The organism is Achromobacter sp. ACM04 (assembly GCF_014851465.1).
Classification (GTDB): Bacteria; Pseudomonadota; Gammaproteobacteria; order Burkholderiales; family Burkholderiaceae_B; genus Achromobacter; species Achromobacter aegrifaciens.
On sequence record NZ_JACUZS010000005.1, the window covers coordinates 35,534 to 52,140 of the forward strand.

Here is a 16,607-nt window from a genome sequence, read left to right on the forward strand (position 1 = left end):
CATGGAAGGCATTACTTGGGACAAGGAAGTCGACGCGCTGGTCGTCGGCTCGGGCGCGGGCGGCATGGCCGCGGCGCTGACGGCGCGCGAGGAAGGACTGGACGTGCTGCTGGTGGAAAAGACCGGCCGCATCGGCGGTTCCACCGCGATCTCAGGCGGCGCGCTGTGGATACCGCTGAACGCGCAGACAGAAGCCGCCGGCCATCCGGACAGTTTTGAAAAGGTCTGGACCTATCTGGAACAGACCGTGGGCGCGGCGGCCCCCGACGACATGAAGCGCGCCTATCTCGAAGCCGGCCCGCGCATGATGGATTACCTTGTGTCGCGCGGCATCCTGGATCTGGCGGCGCGCACGGCCTCGCCCGATTACTACCCCGACCTGCCCGGCGCCGCGATGGGCGGCCGTTCGCTCGACCCGCTGGAGTTCGACGGCCGCAAGCTCGGCGGCGATTTCCGTTTCCTGCGGGATCCCCTGAAGGAATTCACGGTGCTGGGCGGCATGATGGTCAACATCACCGACGTGCGCCATCTGCTGCGCGCCACGCGTTCGTTCGCGGCCTGGCGCCACAGCATGAAGCTGGTGCTGCGCTATGCCGCCGACCGCGCGCGCGGCTATCGCCGCGGCACCCGGCTGCTGCTGGGCAATGCGCTGGCCGCGCAGCTGTTCCACGGCATGCTGGCTCGCAAGATCGAATACTGGCTGGACACGCCGGCGCTGGCGCTGCACCGCGATGCAGCGGGCCGCGTGCTGGGCGCCGCGGTCCGGCGCAATGGCAAGTCGTTGAACATCCGCGCGCGCCGCGGCGTGGTGATGGCCACGGGCGGCTTTCCCTGGGATCCGGCGCGCCGCGCGCAGAGCTATCCTCAGCCCACGGGTCTGTGGTCCATGTCGCCGCGAGACAACGCCGGCGACGGCATCCGCCTGTCGGAAGCCGCCGGCGCCGCGCTCGGCTCGGGCCACGCCAGCCCCGCGTTCTGGGCGCCGGTCTCGCTGCTGGAATCCGCGGACGGCAAGCCCCTGCATTACCCGCACCTGGTGTGGGACCGGGCCAAGCCGGGCCTCATCGCGGTCAATGGCGCGGGCCGGCGTTTCGTGAACGAATCCGCCTCGTACCATGAGTTCGTGCAGGCCATGTACCGCAGCCATGGCACGACGCCCAGCATTCCCGCTTTCCTGATCTGCGACCAGCGCTTCATCGACACCTGGGGCCTGGGCCTGGCGCTGCCAGGGGGCCGGCCGCGCCAGCATCTGATCGACGCCGGCTACCTGCTGCAAGCCGAGACGCTGGCGGCCCTGGCGGCCCGGCTGGGCGTGCCCGCCGATGCGCTGCAGGCCACGGTGGAACGCTACAACACCCACGCCGCCCAGGGCCAGGACCCGGACTTCGGCAAGGGATCGACCGCCTACAACCGCTACCTGGGCGATCCGGAACACGCTCCCAATCCCTGCCTCGCGCCGCTGGCGGCGGGCCCCTACTACGCCGTCAAGGTCTATCCCGGCGACATCGGCACCGCTTGCGGCATCGCCGCCAATCCGCATGCCCAGGCCCTGGACGCCACGGGCGCGCCCATTGCGGGCCTCTACGTGGCCGGCAACGACATGCAGTCGGTGATGGGCGGCGCCTATCCCGGCCCCGGCATCACGCTTGGTCCCGCCCTGACCTTCGGCTGGATCGCTGGACAACATCTGGCCCATGCACAACACTGACGCCTCTCCACCGACAAGGATCCCCATGAAAATCTTCTACTCGCCCGCCTCGCCCTTCGTGCGCAAATGCATGGTCATCGCCCATGAGCTCGGCCTGGCCGACCGCATCGAGAAGCTGCCGAGCGCAGCCGGCCCCGTGGCCCGCGACCAGACCATCATCCCCACCAATCCGCTGGGCCAGGTGCCCACCTTCATCACGGATGACGGCCAGGCGCTGTACGACAGCCGCGTGGTCTGCGAATACCTGAACGACCTGGGCGGCGGTTCGCTGTTCCCGTCGGGCAAGACCCGCTGGCAGGTGCTGACGGAACAGTCCATGGCCGACGGCATGCTGGGCGCGGCACTGCTGGCCCGCTACGAAACCGTGCTGCGTCCGGAAGCGCTGCGCTGGGACGGCTGGGTCGAGGGCCAGCTGGGCAAGGTCCGCGACGGCGTCGCGCTGGTGGAAAAGAACGCCGCCGCGCTGGCAGGCCGCCTGGACATCGGCACCATCACCATCGGCTGCGCGCTGGGCTATCTGGACTTCCGGTTCCCAGACCTGGACTGGCGCGCCGAACATCCGGCCACCGCCGCCTGGTACGAGACCTTCAGCCAGCGTCCGTCCATGCAGGCCACCAAGCCCTGATCCGGTTTGGGCAGGCGCAGGGCCGGGAGAACCCGCCGGGCTCCCTGGCCATCACCTGCCCTGGTACGGCGCGGCCCCGAGCCGCGTCGCTAGGCCCCTGACGCGTGCAGGGGCCTTTTTTTTCGCCCGGATCGCCCCCAGCTGTTACAGTGAAGTCGGCAGGCGGGCCGATCCGCCGGCCATCACCAGAAGGGGCCCAGCATGAACGTCGCTGCGATCTCCGCCATCCACCGGGCTGATGCGCCCTATCCAGCGCGCTCGGCCGCGCTGGACGCCACCCGCGCATTTCCCGAAACCCAACGCGTGGCCCACGTCCACGCGGCCCGGGCAACGGCTGCCGCCCACGCGCTGCGCGTCGAACGCGACCGCGACAGTCTGCCATTGGCGCTGGCCGTCTTTGACGCCTCGAATGCGGACGCGCTACGCGACCTGCACGCGGCATCGCGCATGCGCCGCGCCGTTGAGGATTTTGCCGCGCAGCCCGACCCCGCGGCCCAGCGCGCCGGCTCCGCCAACGACCTGGGCACCATCGAAGGCCTGATGCCGCTGCAGGCCTACCGCGTCGCGATGGGCAATCCGCAAGTGCAGGAACTGCAGACCGCAGTCGCCATGAAGGCGGCGGGCCTGGGCGTTCCCAAGGTCGCCAACATCGGCGCGACCGAGAATGTCACTGACAACGCGCGTTACCGACCGGGTTTCGCGCCCTGACCAAAAAAAACCGCCTGACGCATCAGGCGGTTCTTGATTCGGGAACGAACGGCGATCAGTGGAAGAATTCCGCGATCATGGTCGCGCCCAGGAAGGTGCCGGCGTTGGCGGCCAGGGATACCACCACGATCTTCCAGCCCAGCTTGCGGAACGCCGGCAGGTCCTTGAGGATCGACAGGCCGGCCATGGCCAGGATCACGGTCGTGAACGGCAGGAAGTTCACCTTGCCTACCATGGCGATGATCTGGTCCGAGTACGGCAGCACGCCGGGGCAGCCCGCGGTCATGGCGATCAGCGACAGCACGAACACGGCGGGCAACTTGGGCACCACGCGCAGCACCAGGTCGGTGATGACGACCAGCAGGATGATGATGCCCATGCCCGGCAAGGCGTCGGCAAACGGCACGTTGTAGCCCAGGCGGTTGCCCACCAGCGCGAACAGGCCGCAGATGACATAGGCGGTCAGGCGATCGCCGAAGCCCATCTTGACGCCGTGCGCGGGCGCGTCCTGCGTGACCTCGTCATCAGCGGCGACGGTCTCGGCCTTGCCGCGCGAGAAGCGGCCCAGCACCGGTTCCAGCTTGCCGTACAGGAAGATGGTGGTCGGCAGCGAAATGAACAGCGTGAAGTACACGCCCACCACCGTGGTCAGCAGATTGGCGGCGGCGGCCAGCGCGGCCACCTGGTGCGCGACTTCGGGCGTCTGCTGGGACGCGATCGCGCCCACGCCGGCGGCCATCATGCTGCCCGAGCCCACCCCGGCGCCCATGGCGAGCGAGCGCGGATCGAAGATGTTCAGGCTGGTGATGAAGCCGGCCATCAACGCCACGAACAGCGCGCCGATCACGGTGCCGGTGATGTACTCGGCCATCACGCCGCGGCCTTCGGGCGAGTTCATGCCGTAGCGTTCGCCGATGATGGCCAGGCTGGGCTCGCGGCCCACCGAGAAAGTGGCGCCGATGGCCTCGCGCTTGATGCCCAGCAGCAGCGCCAGCGGCAGGCCGACGGCCATGGTGCCGAAGAAGTGGCCGAATTCCTGGAACACCAGGGCCCAGCCGGCTTCGCGCACCTGCGGCAAGGCGCCGCCCACCATCAGGCCCAGCTTGGCCAGGAAGGGCAGCAGCGCGTATTGCAGATAGCCGCTGATGCGGGTCTGCATGGCGGTGTCGATGTTCAGGCCCGCCGGCAGGCGCTGGCCCAAGGCGGCCACGATGGCGCCGATGAAGATGGCCCACAGCATCGGCTGCAGGATGATCTTGCCCGGGCCTACGTTGAAGGTGGCGCTGCCGATCGCCTCCGAAACGACAACCACCAGCAAGATGGCGGCGAGCATGCGGATGCGCCCGGATAGCGGCATGGAAGGCGCGGCCAGGCTGGCGCTGGCGTGTGACATCGGATTCCCCTGAGTACGTGAATAGTCGTCGTGGCTGCCCGCCGCGATCCCGGCCGGCCGGCGCCCGCAATGGGCGTCGCAGCGCGGCGGCGGCGACGGCGCGCGCAGCAGGGCCGATTTTCGCCGGGGGCCCGGCGCGCAACCATGACAGGGCTGGCGCATAAACGTTGCGTAAAATGCAACGGACAGGCTTTTCCAGGGAAAATTTTGCATGATCTCGATTCATGCAAGGGTAAACCCTAGATTGTATCTGTGGATCTGCCGCCGCACTCCCCGCCACGGAGCCCCGCCATGGACGAAAAACTCGACGCCCGCCGCACCCACTATTTCATGCAGGTCATGAGCCGCGGCTCGGTGCGCGGCGCCGCCGAAGTGCTGGACATGGACCCGTCCGCCGTCAGCCGTGCCATAGCCGCCCTGGAACGCGACTGCGGCATCGCCCTGTTCGAACGCCGCGGACGGGGCGTGGTGCCGACCGACGCGGGCCACATCCTGGCGCGCTACATCAAGCGCCAGCAGGACATCCAGGAGAGCTTCTTCTCCGAGATCGACAGCTTGCGCAAGGCCGAACGGGGACACATAGACCTGGTGCTGGGCGAGGGCTTCGTGGAGCTGATGTTCGAGCGCGTGCTGCCGGGCTACTGGCGCAGCCACCCGGAGGTCACGCTGGACATCGACGTCGCGCGCACGTCCGAGATCGTGCAGCGCATCGTCGATGACCGCGCCTACATAGGGCTGGTGTTCCAGCCGCCCAACGACGCGCGCCTGCGCACCCATTATTCGCGGCCCGAACCCATCCGCGCCATCGTGCGCGAGGACCACCCGCTGACGCTGCTGCGCCGTCCCCTGCTGCTGACCGACCTGGCCGAGTATCCCGGCGCGTCCATGCAGGAGGGGTTCGGCGTGCGCCAGCACATCCAGGCCGCCGAAATCAGCGAACAGGTCAGGCTGCGCAACGTGCTCACCACTTCGTCCTTCAAGGCACTGTGGCAATTCGCCGCCGCCGGCATCGGCTATGCGCTGACGCCGCCCATCGCGGTCACGGCCGACCTGCGCGCCCAGCGCCTGGCCAGCCTGCCGCTGGCCAATCCCATCCTCAATCAAGGCAGCCTGCACGTACTGAGCCGCGCCGGCCGCCATGTGTCCCCCGCCGCGCGCGAACTGCTGGACCACATCGTGCGCGGCATCGGCGCCCCGGCCGGTTCGGCGTCTGATACGGTCAGGTAAGGCGGATCTGCATCTGTTTCCCCGACGTCCGGCAGCCTACATTGGCGCTATCCGCCACGACGCCAGGAGAGACAACATGCTGAGTTTCTTGCGCACGGTCAAATCCGTGCTGTGGGGATTCTTCGGCGTGCGCCGCGGGCGCGGCTACGATGCCGACATCGCCAACAACAAGCCGGCGCCATTGATATTGACCGGGCTGCTGATGGCGGCTTGTCTGGTGGTCATTCTGGTGCTGGTCGCGCGCTGGGCGGTGAACGCCGCTTTGTAAATCCACCGTCCCGCAAGAATGGCCGTCCCGCCGCCGGGCCGCCCCAAGGCGGGACAGCCCCCTCGGGGGGCAGCAAGCGCGTGCAGCGTGGGGGCCCCATTATCTTATTACCAGAATGACTTAGACGGTCGCTACAGCTGCCTGTTACGGTTATGAACCCCTTTCTCCTGCCGCATTGCGCCGGGCGACCGCCGGGATCCAGACCGAGAAGACTTCAAGGGCAGTAGACATGTACGTGTATGACCCCGTCGACCAGCAGCTAGTCGAGCAACGCGTGGCGCAATTCTCCGACCAGACGCGCCGCTTCCTCGATGGCCAACTAACGGAAGATGAATTCCGCGTTTTGCGCCTGCAGAACGGCCTGTACATCCAGCGCCACGCGCCCATGCTGCGCGTCGCCATTCCCTACGGCATCCTGGCGTCGCGCCAATTGCGCACGCTGGCGCACATCGCCCGCAAATGGGACCGCGGCTACGGCCATTTCAGCACCCGCCAGAACATCCAGTTCAACTGGCCCAAGCTGGAAGACGTGCCGGCCATCCTGGCCGAACTTGCCACGGTGCAGATGCATGCCATCCAGACCAGCGGCAACTGCATCCGCAACACCACCACCGACCACTTCGCCGGCGTCGCGCCGGACGAGCTGGTGGATCCGCTGGTTTGGTGCGAAATCATCCGCCAGTGGTCCACGCTGCACCCGGAGTTCGCCTTCCTGCCGCGCAAGTTCAAGATCGCGGTCAGCGGCGCCGTGCAGGACCGCGCGGCCGTGGGCGTGCACGACATCGGCCTGCAAGCCGTCGAACGCGACGGCAAGCTGGGCTTTCGCGTCTGGGTGGGCGGCGGGCTGGGCCGCACGCCCATCGTCGGCAAGCTGATCAATCCCTTCGTCGAATGGCAGGACCTGCTGACCTATCTGCAGGCCGCGCTGCGGGTCTACAACCTGCACGGCCGCCGCGACAACAAGTACAAGGCGCGCATCAAGATCCTGGTCAAGGACCTGACGCCGGAAGTCTATGCGCAGCAGGTGGATGAACAGTGGCAGCTCATCAAGGGCGGCCCGGACACCATCACCCAGGAATTCGTCGACAGCATCAAGGCCCGTTTCGTCTGGCCGCAATACGATGCCGCTGCCGCGCAGGACGTGGACAACACCGCCGCGCTGGCCGCCGCCGATCCGCGCTTTGCGCGCTGGCTGCGCACCAACGTGCATCCTCACAAGGTGGCCGGCTATGCCGCCGTCACCGTGTCGCTCAAGCCCACCGGCGTGCCGCCGGGCGACATCACCGCCGACCAGATGGACGCGGTGGCCGACCTGGCCGACGACTACGGCTTCGGCGAACTGCGCGTCTCGCACGAGCAGAACCTGATCCTGGCCGACGTGCGCCGCGCGCGCCTGCACGAGCTCTGGACCACGTTGCAGGCGCTGAACCTGGCGACGCCCAACATCGGGCTGCTGACCAACATCATCGCCTGTCCGGGCGGGGATTTCTGCGCGCTGGCCAATGCCGTCTCCATCCCCGTAGCCGAAGCCATCCAGCGCCAGTTCGACAACCTCGACTACCTGTTCGAGATCGGCGAGCTCGACCTGAACATCTCGGGCTGCATCAACTCCTGCGGGCACCATCACGTGGGCCACATCGGCATCCTCGGCGTCGATAAGGCCGGCGAGGAGTGGTATCAAGTCACCATCGGCGGACGCCAGAACGGCGCCGCCAAGCCGCTGCCCGATATCGAATCCACGCGCGGCGGCGGCGCTGCCATCGGCCGCATCATCGGCCCGTCGTTCGCGCGCGACCAGGTCGCGGGCGTGGTGGACCGTCTGGTCCGCACCTATCTGGGCCTGCGCGACAGCGAAGAGGAACGCTTCATCGACGTGGTGGACCGCGTCGGCATCGATCCCTTCAAGCAGGACGTCTACTCCGATCCCGCCTTCGCCAAACCCGCGCCGCAAGCCGAGGCCGCCCATGTCTGAAATCTATCCGCACGACGCCCCCGGCCCGCACCTGATCCGCAACGGCCGCCTGGAAGCCGACGCCTCGCGCGTCTTCACGCCTGAACCCGAAGTCCCCGCCGAGGGCCAGGTGCCTGGCGACGCGCCGGGCTGGATCGTGCCGCTCTCCGTCTGGAAGACCTCGCGCGCCACCTTGCGCCGCCACCAGCATCCGGTCGCGGTGCTGCTTGACCCGGACGCCGATCTGCGCGACCTGGCCGAAGCCGACGGCACCCTGGACCCCGCCGGCATCGCCTTCATCGCCGTCGACTTCCCGGTCTACACCGATGGCCGCGGCTATTCGCTGGCGCAGTTGCTGCGCACGCGCTACCAGTGGCAAGGCGAACTGCGCGCGGTCGGCGACGTGATGATCGACACCATCCACTACCAGGCGCGCGTCGGCTTCGACAGCTTCCTGGTCAAGCCGGGTCACGATCCGCACAAGGCGCTGGACGCGTTCAAGACCTTCACGGTGCACTACCAGAAGACCTACCGGGTGCCGACGCCGGCAGCCGCCTAAGCCGCGGGAAACCCCGGCAGCGCCCAGCGCTGCATCCTGACCTCATCCTGCGCCAACTGGGCGCGGATCAGGTCGGCGATATTGCGCTGGCGCGCCGCCTGCATGCGGCTGATCAGGCTGGACACGCTGACGGCCAGGCGCGGATAGCCGCCCGCGTCGCACAAGGCCACACCCACCCCCAGCACGCCCGGCACCGCGGCATTGCCCACCACCGACCAGCCGCGCCCGCGCGTGTTCTCCACCAGGCGCCGCATCTGCGCCACCGTCATGCCGCCATAGGCGCGCAGCGCCTGCTCGTTCTGCGCAATCACTTCTTCCGACTCATCCGGCGGCAGCGCGGCCAATAGCGCCAGCCCGGCCGCCCCCACGCCCAGCGGCTGGCGGTGACCCACCGTGACCGCCAGCACCTGCACGGGATAGTTGCCCACTTCACGGTGCAGGCAAAGCGAATCGTTGCCCGCGCGGCAGATGAGAAAAGCGGAATCGCCGCTGACGTCGCTGATCTGGCGCAGCACCGGCCGCAGGTCGCGCACAGCCTGCGCATGCGGATCGCCCGCCATCATCACGCCCAGCTCGGCCACGCGCCAGCGCGGCGCCTCGGACTCGCGCAAGGCGTAGCCCTCCTGCACCAGCACGTCGAGATAGCGATAGGCCGTGGTCCGCTGCATGCCCGCAGCGCGCGCGATGTCGACCACGTGCATGCCCGCCGCCCCCGCCTGCCGCAGCACGCCCAGCACGCGCAGCCCGCGGCGCAATACGCGCGGCCCCGAGCCTTCGGATTCTGGTTTGTTCATTTTTTGGACAGCTTGCGTTGATGAGGCCCCTATCAAAGCCCAATATGAATCCGGGCAGACGCAGAGCTGTCCAAATATTAGACAAACAGGACGGAGACAACAATGAAGATGCAAAGCAAGCGGTGGGCCGCCGCGGCGGCCGCCCTGGGTGCGCTGCTCGCGGCCCCGGCCCTGGCGGCCAAGCCCTATCCCGAGCGTCCCGTGACGCTGGTCGTCGGCTACGCGGCGGGCGGCGCCACCGACATCGTGGCGCGCCTGATGGCGAAGTCCCTCTCGGAAGAATTGGGCCAGACCATCGTGGTGGAGAACAAGACCGGCGCCAACAGCAACATAGGCGCGGAAATCGTCTCGCGCGCCGCGCCAGACGGCTACACGCTGTATGTGGGTTCCATCGCCAACACCATCAACCGCACGCTGTACAGCCAGCTCAACTATGACTTCGTGAAGGGCTTCGAGCCCGTGGGCCTGCTGGCGACCATTCCGAACATCCTGGTCGTCAACCCCAAGCTGCCGGTCAAGACCGTGCAGGAATACGTGGCCTACGCGAAGAAGAATCCGGGCAAGCTGACCTGCGCCTCTTCCGGCAGCGGCTCGTCCATCCACCTGTCGTGCGAGCTGTTCAAGATGCAGACCGGCACCGACATCCTGCACGTGCCGTACCGCGGCAGCGGCCCGGCCGTGGCCGACCTGCTAGGCGGCCAGGTGGATTCCATGTTCGACAACCTGCCCTCGTCGCTGCCGCACGTGCAGGCCGGCAAGCTGCGCGCCATCGGCGTGACCTCGCCGCAGCGCCTGCCCTCCGCGCCCGACACGCCCACGCTGGCCGAATCCGGCCTGCCCGGCTTCGAGGTGGAATCCTGGTTCGGCGTGATGGCGCCGGCCGGCACCCCCAAGCCCGTCGTCGAGCGCTTGAACCAGGCCATCAACAAGGCGCTGGCCAGCCCGGCGCTGCAGGCGTCCTACCAGCAATCCGGCTTCTACGCGCCACAGCAGCCCAACACCCCCGAGACCTACGCCCAGAAGATCGCCAGCGAGATCGACAAATGGGGCAAGGTCGTCAAGAGCGCCAACCTCAAAGCCAACTAGGAACACCAGGATGTACCCGATAGATTTCTTCTTCCGCGCCGCCGAGCAGTATCCGGAGCGCATCGCGCTGGACGGTCCCGAAGGCCAGGTCACTTACTCGCAATTGGCCGCCGATACGCGGGCGCTGGCCGCGGCCTTGCAAGAACTGGATCCCGCGCCGCAGACGCGGGTGGCGATCTGCGCCGGCAACTCCGCGCGGCACATCCTGGCGCTGCTGGCCGTGCTGGCCAGCGGCAAGGTGTGGGTGCCGCTCAACTACCGCAGCACGGAACGCGAGATCGGGCGCATCCTGGACGCCACCGAGCCGTCCATCGTGATCGTGGACGGCGTGGGCGCGCCGCTGGCGCCTCCGGCCCAGGCGCCGCAAGGCCGCCGCCACATCCATCTGGACGACGCATCGGCGCCGCTGGCGCTGGATAAGCTGCTGGCCCGCTGCGCCGGACGCGAGCCGCAGCGCCACGCGCAACCGCGCGACGCCACCCAGGCCATCAAGTTCACAGGCGGCACCACCGGCCTGCCCAAGGGCGTGATGCAGCCGTACCACGCGTGGAACGCGGGCATCATCAACCAGATCATGAGCTGGGGCCTGACCCACGAAGACCGCTATGTCGTGGCCGCCCCCATCACGCACGGCACCGGCACATACCTCTTGCCGGTGCTGGCGCGCGGCGGCGCCCATCTGCTGTTGGATGGCGTCACGCCGGCCAGCATCACCGCCGCCTTCCGCGAGCGCGGCGGCACGCTGAGCTTCATGCCGCCTACCCTGATCTACATGATCATGGCGCAGCCCGGCGTCTCGCGCACCGACTTCCCGCGGCTGCGCAACCTGATCTACGGCGGCGCGCCCATGCCCGTGGAAAAGATCGATCGGGCGCGCGAATTCTTCGGCCCTGTGCTGGGCACCACCTACGGCCAGACCGAGGCGCCGCAGATCATGACGGTGCTGCGCCCCGCCGACCTGGAAGCGCCGGAGAACCGCGCCTCAGTCGGACGCGTCACCTGGCTCAGCGACGTGGCCATCATGTCGCCCGACGGCGCGCTGCTGCCGCGCGGCGAGATCGGCGAGGTCGTGGTGCAGGGCGACCTGGTCATGTCGGGCTACTGGCGCCTGCCCGAAAAAACCGCCGAAACGGTGGTGGACGGCTGGCTGCATACCGGCGACACCGGCCTGATCGATGCGCGCGGCTATCTGTTCCTGAAGGACCGGCTGCGCGACGTGATCATCACCGGCGGCTTCAACATCTACCCGGTGGACGTGGAGAACGCGCTGTCCGCGCATCCCGCCGTCTACGAGTGCTCGGTGTTCGGACTGCCCGACGACAAGTGGGGTGAAGCGGTCCATGCCGCCGTGCAGTTCCATCCCGGCGCGCAGGCCAGCGCGGACGAGTTGAAAGCGCACGTGCGCGCCCTGCTCGGCCCCGTGGCCACGCCCAAGCAATTCCACATCCATGACAGCCTGCCGCGCTCCAGCGTGGGCAAGGTACTGAAAAACGCCGTGCGCGACGCGGCCCTGAAGGAGACCTCATGAAAACGCCCGAAACCCGCCTCTGCGCGCATCACCTTACCGGCATGTCCTACCGCGACGTGGATCTGGTCGAAGACCTGATCGGCAAGAAGACCTTCACCGAAGTCATGATCATGCAGATCCTGGGCCGCGAGGCGCGCCCGGTGGACCTGCGCATCGTCGACGCGGTGCTGGTCACGCTGATGGAGCATGGCCTGACGCCCAGCGCCATCGCCACCCGGCTGATCTACATGAGCGCGCCGGAAAACCTGCAGGGCGCGGTGGCGTCCGGCCTCATGGCGGTAGGCAGCCAGTTCGTCGGCACCATGGAAAACTGCTCGCGCCTGCTGGACCGCATCCGCCAGGCCGACGACGGCCGCGCAGAAGCCCTGGCGATCGCCCGCGAGTTCCGCGAATCGCGCAGCGCCCTGCCGGGCTTCGGCCACCATCTGCACAAGCCCGACGACCCGCGCTCGATCAAGCTGCTGGCGCTGGCCGAGGCCGAACCGGAACTCAAGGGCGACTCGCTCAAGGCGCTGCGCCTGCTCTCGGCCGCGATCGACGAGACCTACGGCAAGCACATCACCATCAACGCCACCGGCGCGGTGGCCGCGTTGCTCAGCGAGATCGGCGTGCCGACCGAACTGATGCGCGGCTTCGCCGTCATTTCGCGCGCGGCCGGCCTGGTGTCGCACGTGGCCGAGGAACAGCAAAGTCCATCGGGACGCTACATCTGGGAAACCATAGACCAGGCCATTCCCTATGTGGGCAAAGGCAAGACGCATCAAGACGGAGAGCAGGCGTAACGGCGCAGCCGCATGGACGGGGGAATGGCCAGCGAGTACGCCTGACCGCTCCCCCCGCAGCGCTCAACCCAGGTTCGGCGCCAGGGTACGCTTCAGGTCTTCGATGCTGCGGCCACTGCGGGCGGCGTAGTCCTGCAACTGGTCTTCGCCGATCACGCCCACGTTGAAGTACTGCGACTGCGGGTGGCTGAAGTAGAAGCCGGACACGCTGGAGGCCGGGTACATGGCATAGCTGTCGGTCAGCATCATGCCGATATCGGCGCCGTCCAGCACGCGGAACATGTCGGTCTTGATGACGTGTTCGGGGCAGGCCGGGTAGCCGGGCGCGGGGCGGATGCCCACGTACTTCTCGGCGATCATGTCGTCATTGGACAGGGCTTCGTCGGGCGCATAGCCCCACAGATCCTGGCGCACGCGGGCATGCAGGCATTCGGCGAAGCCTTCGGCCAGGCGGTCGGCCAGCGACTTCAGCATGATGCTGGAGTAGTCGTCCAGCGCCTTTTCGAATTCCGCTTCCTTCTTTTCGATGCCCAGGCCCGCCGTGACGGCGAACATGCCGATGTAGTCCAGCTTGCCGCTGGACTTGGGCGCGATGAAATCGGACAGGCACTTGTTGCTGACGCCTTCGCGCTTGGCGCCCTGCTGGCGCAGATTGCGGTAGGTGAACAGCACCTCGCTGCGGGTCTCGTCCTTGTAGACCACGATGTCTTCGTCGTTGATGCTGTTGGCCGGATAGAAGCCCACCACGCCGTTGGCGGTGAGCCAGCGGCCTTCAATGATGCGCTTCATCATGGCCAGGCCGTCGGCGTAGACCTTGCGCGCCTGCTCGCCCACGACCTTGTCGTCCAGGATGGCGGGGAACGGGCCGAACAGGCTCCAGGTCTGGAAGAACGGGCCCCAGTCCACGTACTTGGCGATTTCGGCCAGGTCGTAGCTCTTGAATGTGCGGCGGCCGATGAACTTCGGGCGCGGCGGCGTGTAGTTGTCCCAGTCGATCGCGGGACGCGAGGCGCGCGCTTCCGCCAGCGGCAGGATGGGCGTGGCCTTGCGGTTGGCGTGGCGGCGGCGCACCTCTTCGTATTCCTCGGCCAACTCTGCCAGATACGTTGCGGACTGGTCCGACATCAGGTTCGTCGCCACGCCCACGGAACGGCTGGCGTCCGGCACGTAGATCACCGGGCCTTCGTAGTTGGGCGCGATCTTGACGGCGGTGTGCACGCGGCTGGTGGTGGCGCCGCCTATCATCAGCGGCAGCTTGCGGCTGCGGAAGTACTCGTCGCGCTGCATTTCGCTGGCCACGTAGGCCATTTCTTCCAGGCTGGGCGTGATCAGGCCGGACAGGCCGACGATGTCGGCGTTCTCTTCCTTGGCCTTTTCCAGGATCTGGGCGCAGGGCACCATCACGCCCATGTTCACGACTTCGAAGTTATTGCACTGCAGGACCACCGATACGATGTTCTTGCCGATGTCGTGCACGTCGCCCTTGACGGTGGCGATGACGATCTTGCCCTTGGCGCGCACGTCGCCGCCCGCGGCCGCGATCTGGCGCTTTTCTTCCTCGATGAAGGGAATCAGGTGGGCCACGGCCTGCTTCATGACGCGGGCCGACTTCACCACCTGCGGCAGGAACATCTTGCCTTCGCCGAACAGGTCGCCCACCACGTTCATGCCGTCCATCAGCGGGCCTTCGATCACCTCGATCGGACGGCCGCCACGTGCGGCGATCTTCTGCCGCACTTCTTCGGTGTCTTCGACGATGAAGGCGGTGATGCCGTGCACCAGCGCATGTGACAGGCGCGCTTCAACCTCGGCGTTGCGCCAGGTCAGGTCCTCTTCCTTCTTGGCGCCAGAGCCCTTCACGCTGTCGGCGAACTGCACCAGGCGCTCGGTCGGGGTGCGCTCGTCGTCGGCTTCCGTCTTGCCCACGGGTTCGGCGCGGTCCAGCACCACGTCCTCGACCAGATCGCGCAGCTTGGGATCCAGGTCGGCGTACACGCCCAGCTGGCCGGCGTTGACGATGCCCATCGTCATGCCTTCCTTGACGGCGTAATAGAGGAACACCGTGTGGATGGCCTCGCGCATGGGCTCATTGCCGCGGAACGAAAAGCTGACGTTGGACACGCCTCCCGAGATGCGGGCGTAGGGCAGGTTCTCGCGGATCCAGCGCGTGCCTTCGATGAAGTCCACGGCGTAGTGGTTGTGTTCGTCGATGCCGGTGGCGACCGCGAAGACGTTGGGATCGAAGATGATGTCTTCCGGCGGGAAGCCTTCTTCCTCGACCAGGATCTTGTAGGCGCGGCCGCAGATTTCCTTGCGGCGCTCCAGCGTGTCGGCCTGGCCCTGTTCGTCGAACGCCATCACCACCACGGCCGCGCCGTAGCGGCGGCACAGGCGCGCATGGTGGCGGAAGGGCTCCAGCCCTTCCTTCATGGAGATCGAGTTCACCACGGGCTTGCCCTGCACGCACTTCAGGCCTTCTTCGATGACTTCCCACTTGGAGCTGTCGATCATGATCGGCACGCGCGCGATGTCGGGCTCGGAGGCGATCAGATTGAGGAAGCGCCGCATGCAGGCCACCGAATCCAGCATGGCCTCGTCCATGTTGATGTCGATGATCTGCGCGCCATTCTCGACCTGCTGGCGGGCCACGGCCAGCGCCTCGTCGTATTTCTCTTCGCGGATCAGGCGGGCGAACATCTTGCTGCCCGTCACGTTGGTGCGTTCACCGACGTTGACGTACAGCGTGTCTTCGTCGATGTTCAGCGGCTCCAGGCCCGACAGGCGGGTCTTGACCGGAATGTCCGGCACGGCGCGCGGAGTCAGCGACATGACCTTGGCCGCGATCTCACGGATGTGGTCCGGGGTGGTGCCGCAACAGCCGCCCGACATGTTGACCAGCCCGGCGCGGGCGAATTCCTCCAGCAGCGCCGAGGTATCGGCCGGGGTTTCGTCAAAGCCGGTCTCGGCCATGGGATTGGGCAGGCCGGCGTTCGGATAGACGCAGACGTAGGTGTCGCAGATGCGGGCAAGCTCGGCCACGTAGGGCCGCATCAGCGCCGCGCCCAGCGCGCAGTTCAGGCCGATGGTGATGGGGCGCGCGTGGCGCACCGAATTCCAGAAGGCTTCCACGGTCTGGCCGGACAGGATGCGCCCGGACGCGTCGGTCACCGTGCCCGAGATCATCACGGGCAGGCGCACGCCGCGCGCCTCGAACACTTCCTCGGTGGCGAAGATGGCCGCCTTGGCGTTCAGGGTGTCGAAGATGGTTTCGATCAGGACGATGTCGATGCCGCCGTCCAACAGGCCGTTGAGCTGCTCCACATAGGCGACGCGCAATTCCTCGAAGGTGACGTTGCGCGCGCCCGGATCGTTCACGTCCGGCGAGATCGACGCGGTCTTGGGCTGCGGTCCCAGCGCGCCGGCCACGAAGCGCGGCCGCTCGGGCGTGCTGTAGGCGTCACAGGCCTCGCGCGCCAGGCGCGCGGACACCAGGTTCAGTTCGTAGGCCAGTTCCGGCAGTTCATAGTCGCCCTGCGCGATGGTGGTGGCGCCGAAGGTGTTGGTCTCGATGACGTCGGCGCCGGCTTCCAGGTACTGGCGATGGATCTCGGAGATCACGTCCGGACGCACCAGCGACAGCAGCTCGTTGTTGCCCTTGACGTCCTTGCCGTGGTCGGCGAAGCGCTCGCCGCGGAAATCCGCCTCGCCCAGCTTGTAGCGCTGGATCATGGTGCCCATGGCGCCATCCAGGATCAGGATGCGCTTGCCCAGCAGGCGGGCGAATTCGCTGCCGTGGGTATAGGCTTCGGGCGGGTAAGGCAGGCGGGGATACGACACGGGCAGGTCCGGATGGAGTTGGCGATGGCGGCGCTATGTGGCGAAAAAGCGAAAAACGCCGCAAAAACAAGCCCTGATCGTAACAAAATGGGCCTATCCGCGCCTCCCGGTGATACAGTTTCGGCCCCGAACCGGTGCTTT

Annotated in this window: 13 protein-coding genes; 10 read left to right on the forward strand and 3 right to left on the reverse strand. The window is 67.3% G+C overall.

The window, feature by feature from the left end; genetic code table 11:
- Position 1: 1 nt before the first annotated feature.
- The 3 genes from IB259_RS25495 (at position 2) to IB259_RS25505 (ending at position 3,041) form a co-directional block, all read left to right on the forward strand.
- Positions 2-1,708 (forward strand): FAD-binding protein, encoded by a 1,707-nt coding sequence (locus tag IB259_RS25495; RefSeq protein ID WP_125472770.1) that lies wholly within the window; start codon positions 2-4, stop codon positions 1,706-1,708.
- A gap of 25 nt (positions 1,709-1,733) precedes the next feature.
- On the forward strand, positions 1,734-2,333 hold the full coding sequence (locus IB259_RS25500; protein WP_192330437.1) for a glutathione S-transferase: 600 nt from the start codon (positions 1,734-1,736) through the stop codon (positions 2,331-2,333).
- A gap of 201 nt (positions 2,334-2,534) precedes the next feature.
- Positions 2,535-3,041 (forward strand): hypothetical protein, encoded by a 507-nt coding sequence (locus tag IB259_RS25505; RefSeq protein WP_054454952.1) that lies wholly within the window; start codon positions 2,535-2,537, stop codon positions 3,039-3,041.
- A 55-nt stretch (positions 3,042-3,096) separates the two neighbouring features.
- Here the strand turns inward: IB259_RS25505 and IB259_RS25510 are convergent, their stop codons facing one another.
- Complete coding sequence (locus IB259_RS25510) at positions 3,097-4,434, reverse strand: DUF3100 domain-containing protein (RefSeq protein ID WP_054454954.1); 1,338 nt, start codon at positions 4,432-4,434, stop codon at positions 3,097-3,099.
- A gap of 291 nt (positions 4,435-4,725) precedes the next feature.
- Between IB259_RS25510 and IB259_RS25515 the strand changes: the two genes are divergently transcribed.
- The 4 genes from IB259_RS25515 (at position 4,726) to IB259_RS25530 (ending at position 8,439) form a co-directional block, all read left to right on the forward strand.
- Positions 4,726-5,661, forward strand: a complete 936-nt coding sequence (locus IB259_RS25515) for a LysR family transcriptional regulator (RefSeq protein ID WP_054454956.1) — start codon at positions 4,726-4,728, stop codon at positions 5,659-5,661.
- A gap of 76 nt (positions 5,662-5,737) precedes the next feature.
- The gene (locus IB259_RS25520; protein WP_013391270.1) at positions 5,738-5,929 is read left to right on the forward strand and encodes a DUF2970 domain-containing protein; all 192 of its coding nucleotides are present in this window, start codon (positions 5,738-5,740) and stop codon (positions 5,927-5,929) included.
- A gap of 229 nt (positions 5,930-6,158) precedes the next feature.
- Complete coding sequence (locus IB259_RS25525; protein ID WP_192330439.1) at positions 6,159-7,901, forward strand: nitrite/sulfite reductase; 1,743 nt, start codon at positions 6,159-6,161, stop codon at positions 7,899-7,901.
- Positions 7,894-8,439, forward strand: a complete 546-nt coding sequence (locus IB259_RS25530) for a DUF934 domain-containing protein (protein WP_054454960.1) — start codon at positions 7,894-7,896, stop codon at positions 8,437-8,439. Before IB259_RS25525 ends, IB259_RS25530 begins: the two co-directional genes overlap by 8 nt.
- Here the strand turns inward: IB259_RS25530 and IB259_RS25535 are convergent.
- The gene (locus IB259_RS25535; RefSeq protein WP_192330441.1) at positions 8,436-9,233 is read right to left on the reverse strand and encodes an IclR family transcriptional regulator; all 798 of its coding nucleotides are present in this window, start codon (positions 9,231-9,233) and stop codon (positions 8,436-8,438) included. The genes IB259_RS25530 and IB259_RS25535 overlap by 4 nt on opposite strands.
- Positions 9,234-9,335: 102 nt before the next feature.
- On the opposite strand from IB259_RS25535, the gene IB259_RS25540 reads away from it, so the two are divergent.
- Genes IB259_RS25540 through IB259_RS25550 form a run of 3 tightly spaced genes read left to right on the forward strand, consistent with a single transcriptional unit; the run spans position 9,336 to position 12,629 of the window.
- The gene (locus IB259_RS25540) at positions 9,336-10,319 is read left to right on the forward strand and encodes a tripartite tricarboxylate transporter substrate binding protein (RefSeq protein WP_175180443.1); all 984 of its coding nucleotides are present in this window, start codon (positions 9,336-9,338) and stop codon (positions 10,317-10,319) included.
- 10 nt (positions 10,320-10,329) lie between these two features.
- The gene (locus IB259_RS25545) at positions 10,330-11,847 is read left to right on the forward strand and encodes a class I adenylate-forming enzyme family protein (RefSeq protein ID WP_175159677.1); all 1,518 of its coding nucleotides are present in this window, start codon (positions 10,330-10,332) and stop codon (positions 11,845-11,847) included.
- A complete protein-coding gene (locus tag IB259_RS25550; RefSeq protein ID WP_054454971.1) occupies positions 11,844-12,629 on the forward strand; it encodes a citryl-CoA lyase in 786 nt (261 codons plus the stop codon). Before IB259_RS25545 ends, IB259_RS25550 begins: the two co-directional genes overlap by 4 nt.
- A 63-nt stretch (positions 12,630-12,692) precedes the next feature.
- Here the strand turns inward: IB259_RS25550 and metH are convergent, their stop codons facing one another.
- On the reverse strand, positions 12,693-16,466 hold the full coding sequence (gene metH / locus IB259_RS25555; RefSeq protein ID WP_192330443.1) for a methionine synthase: 3,774 nt from the start codon (positions 16,464-16,466) through the stop codon (positions 12,693-12,695).
- Between the last annotated feature and the right edge of the window lie 141 nt (positions 16,467-16,607).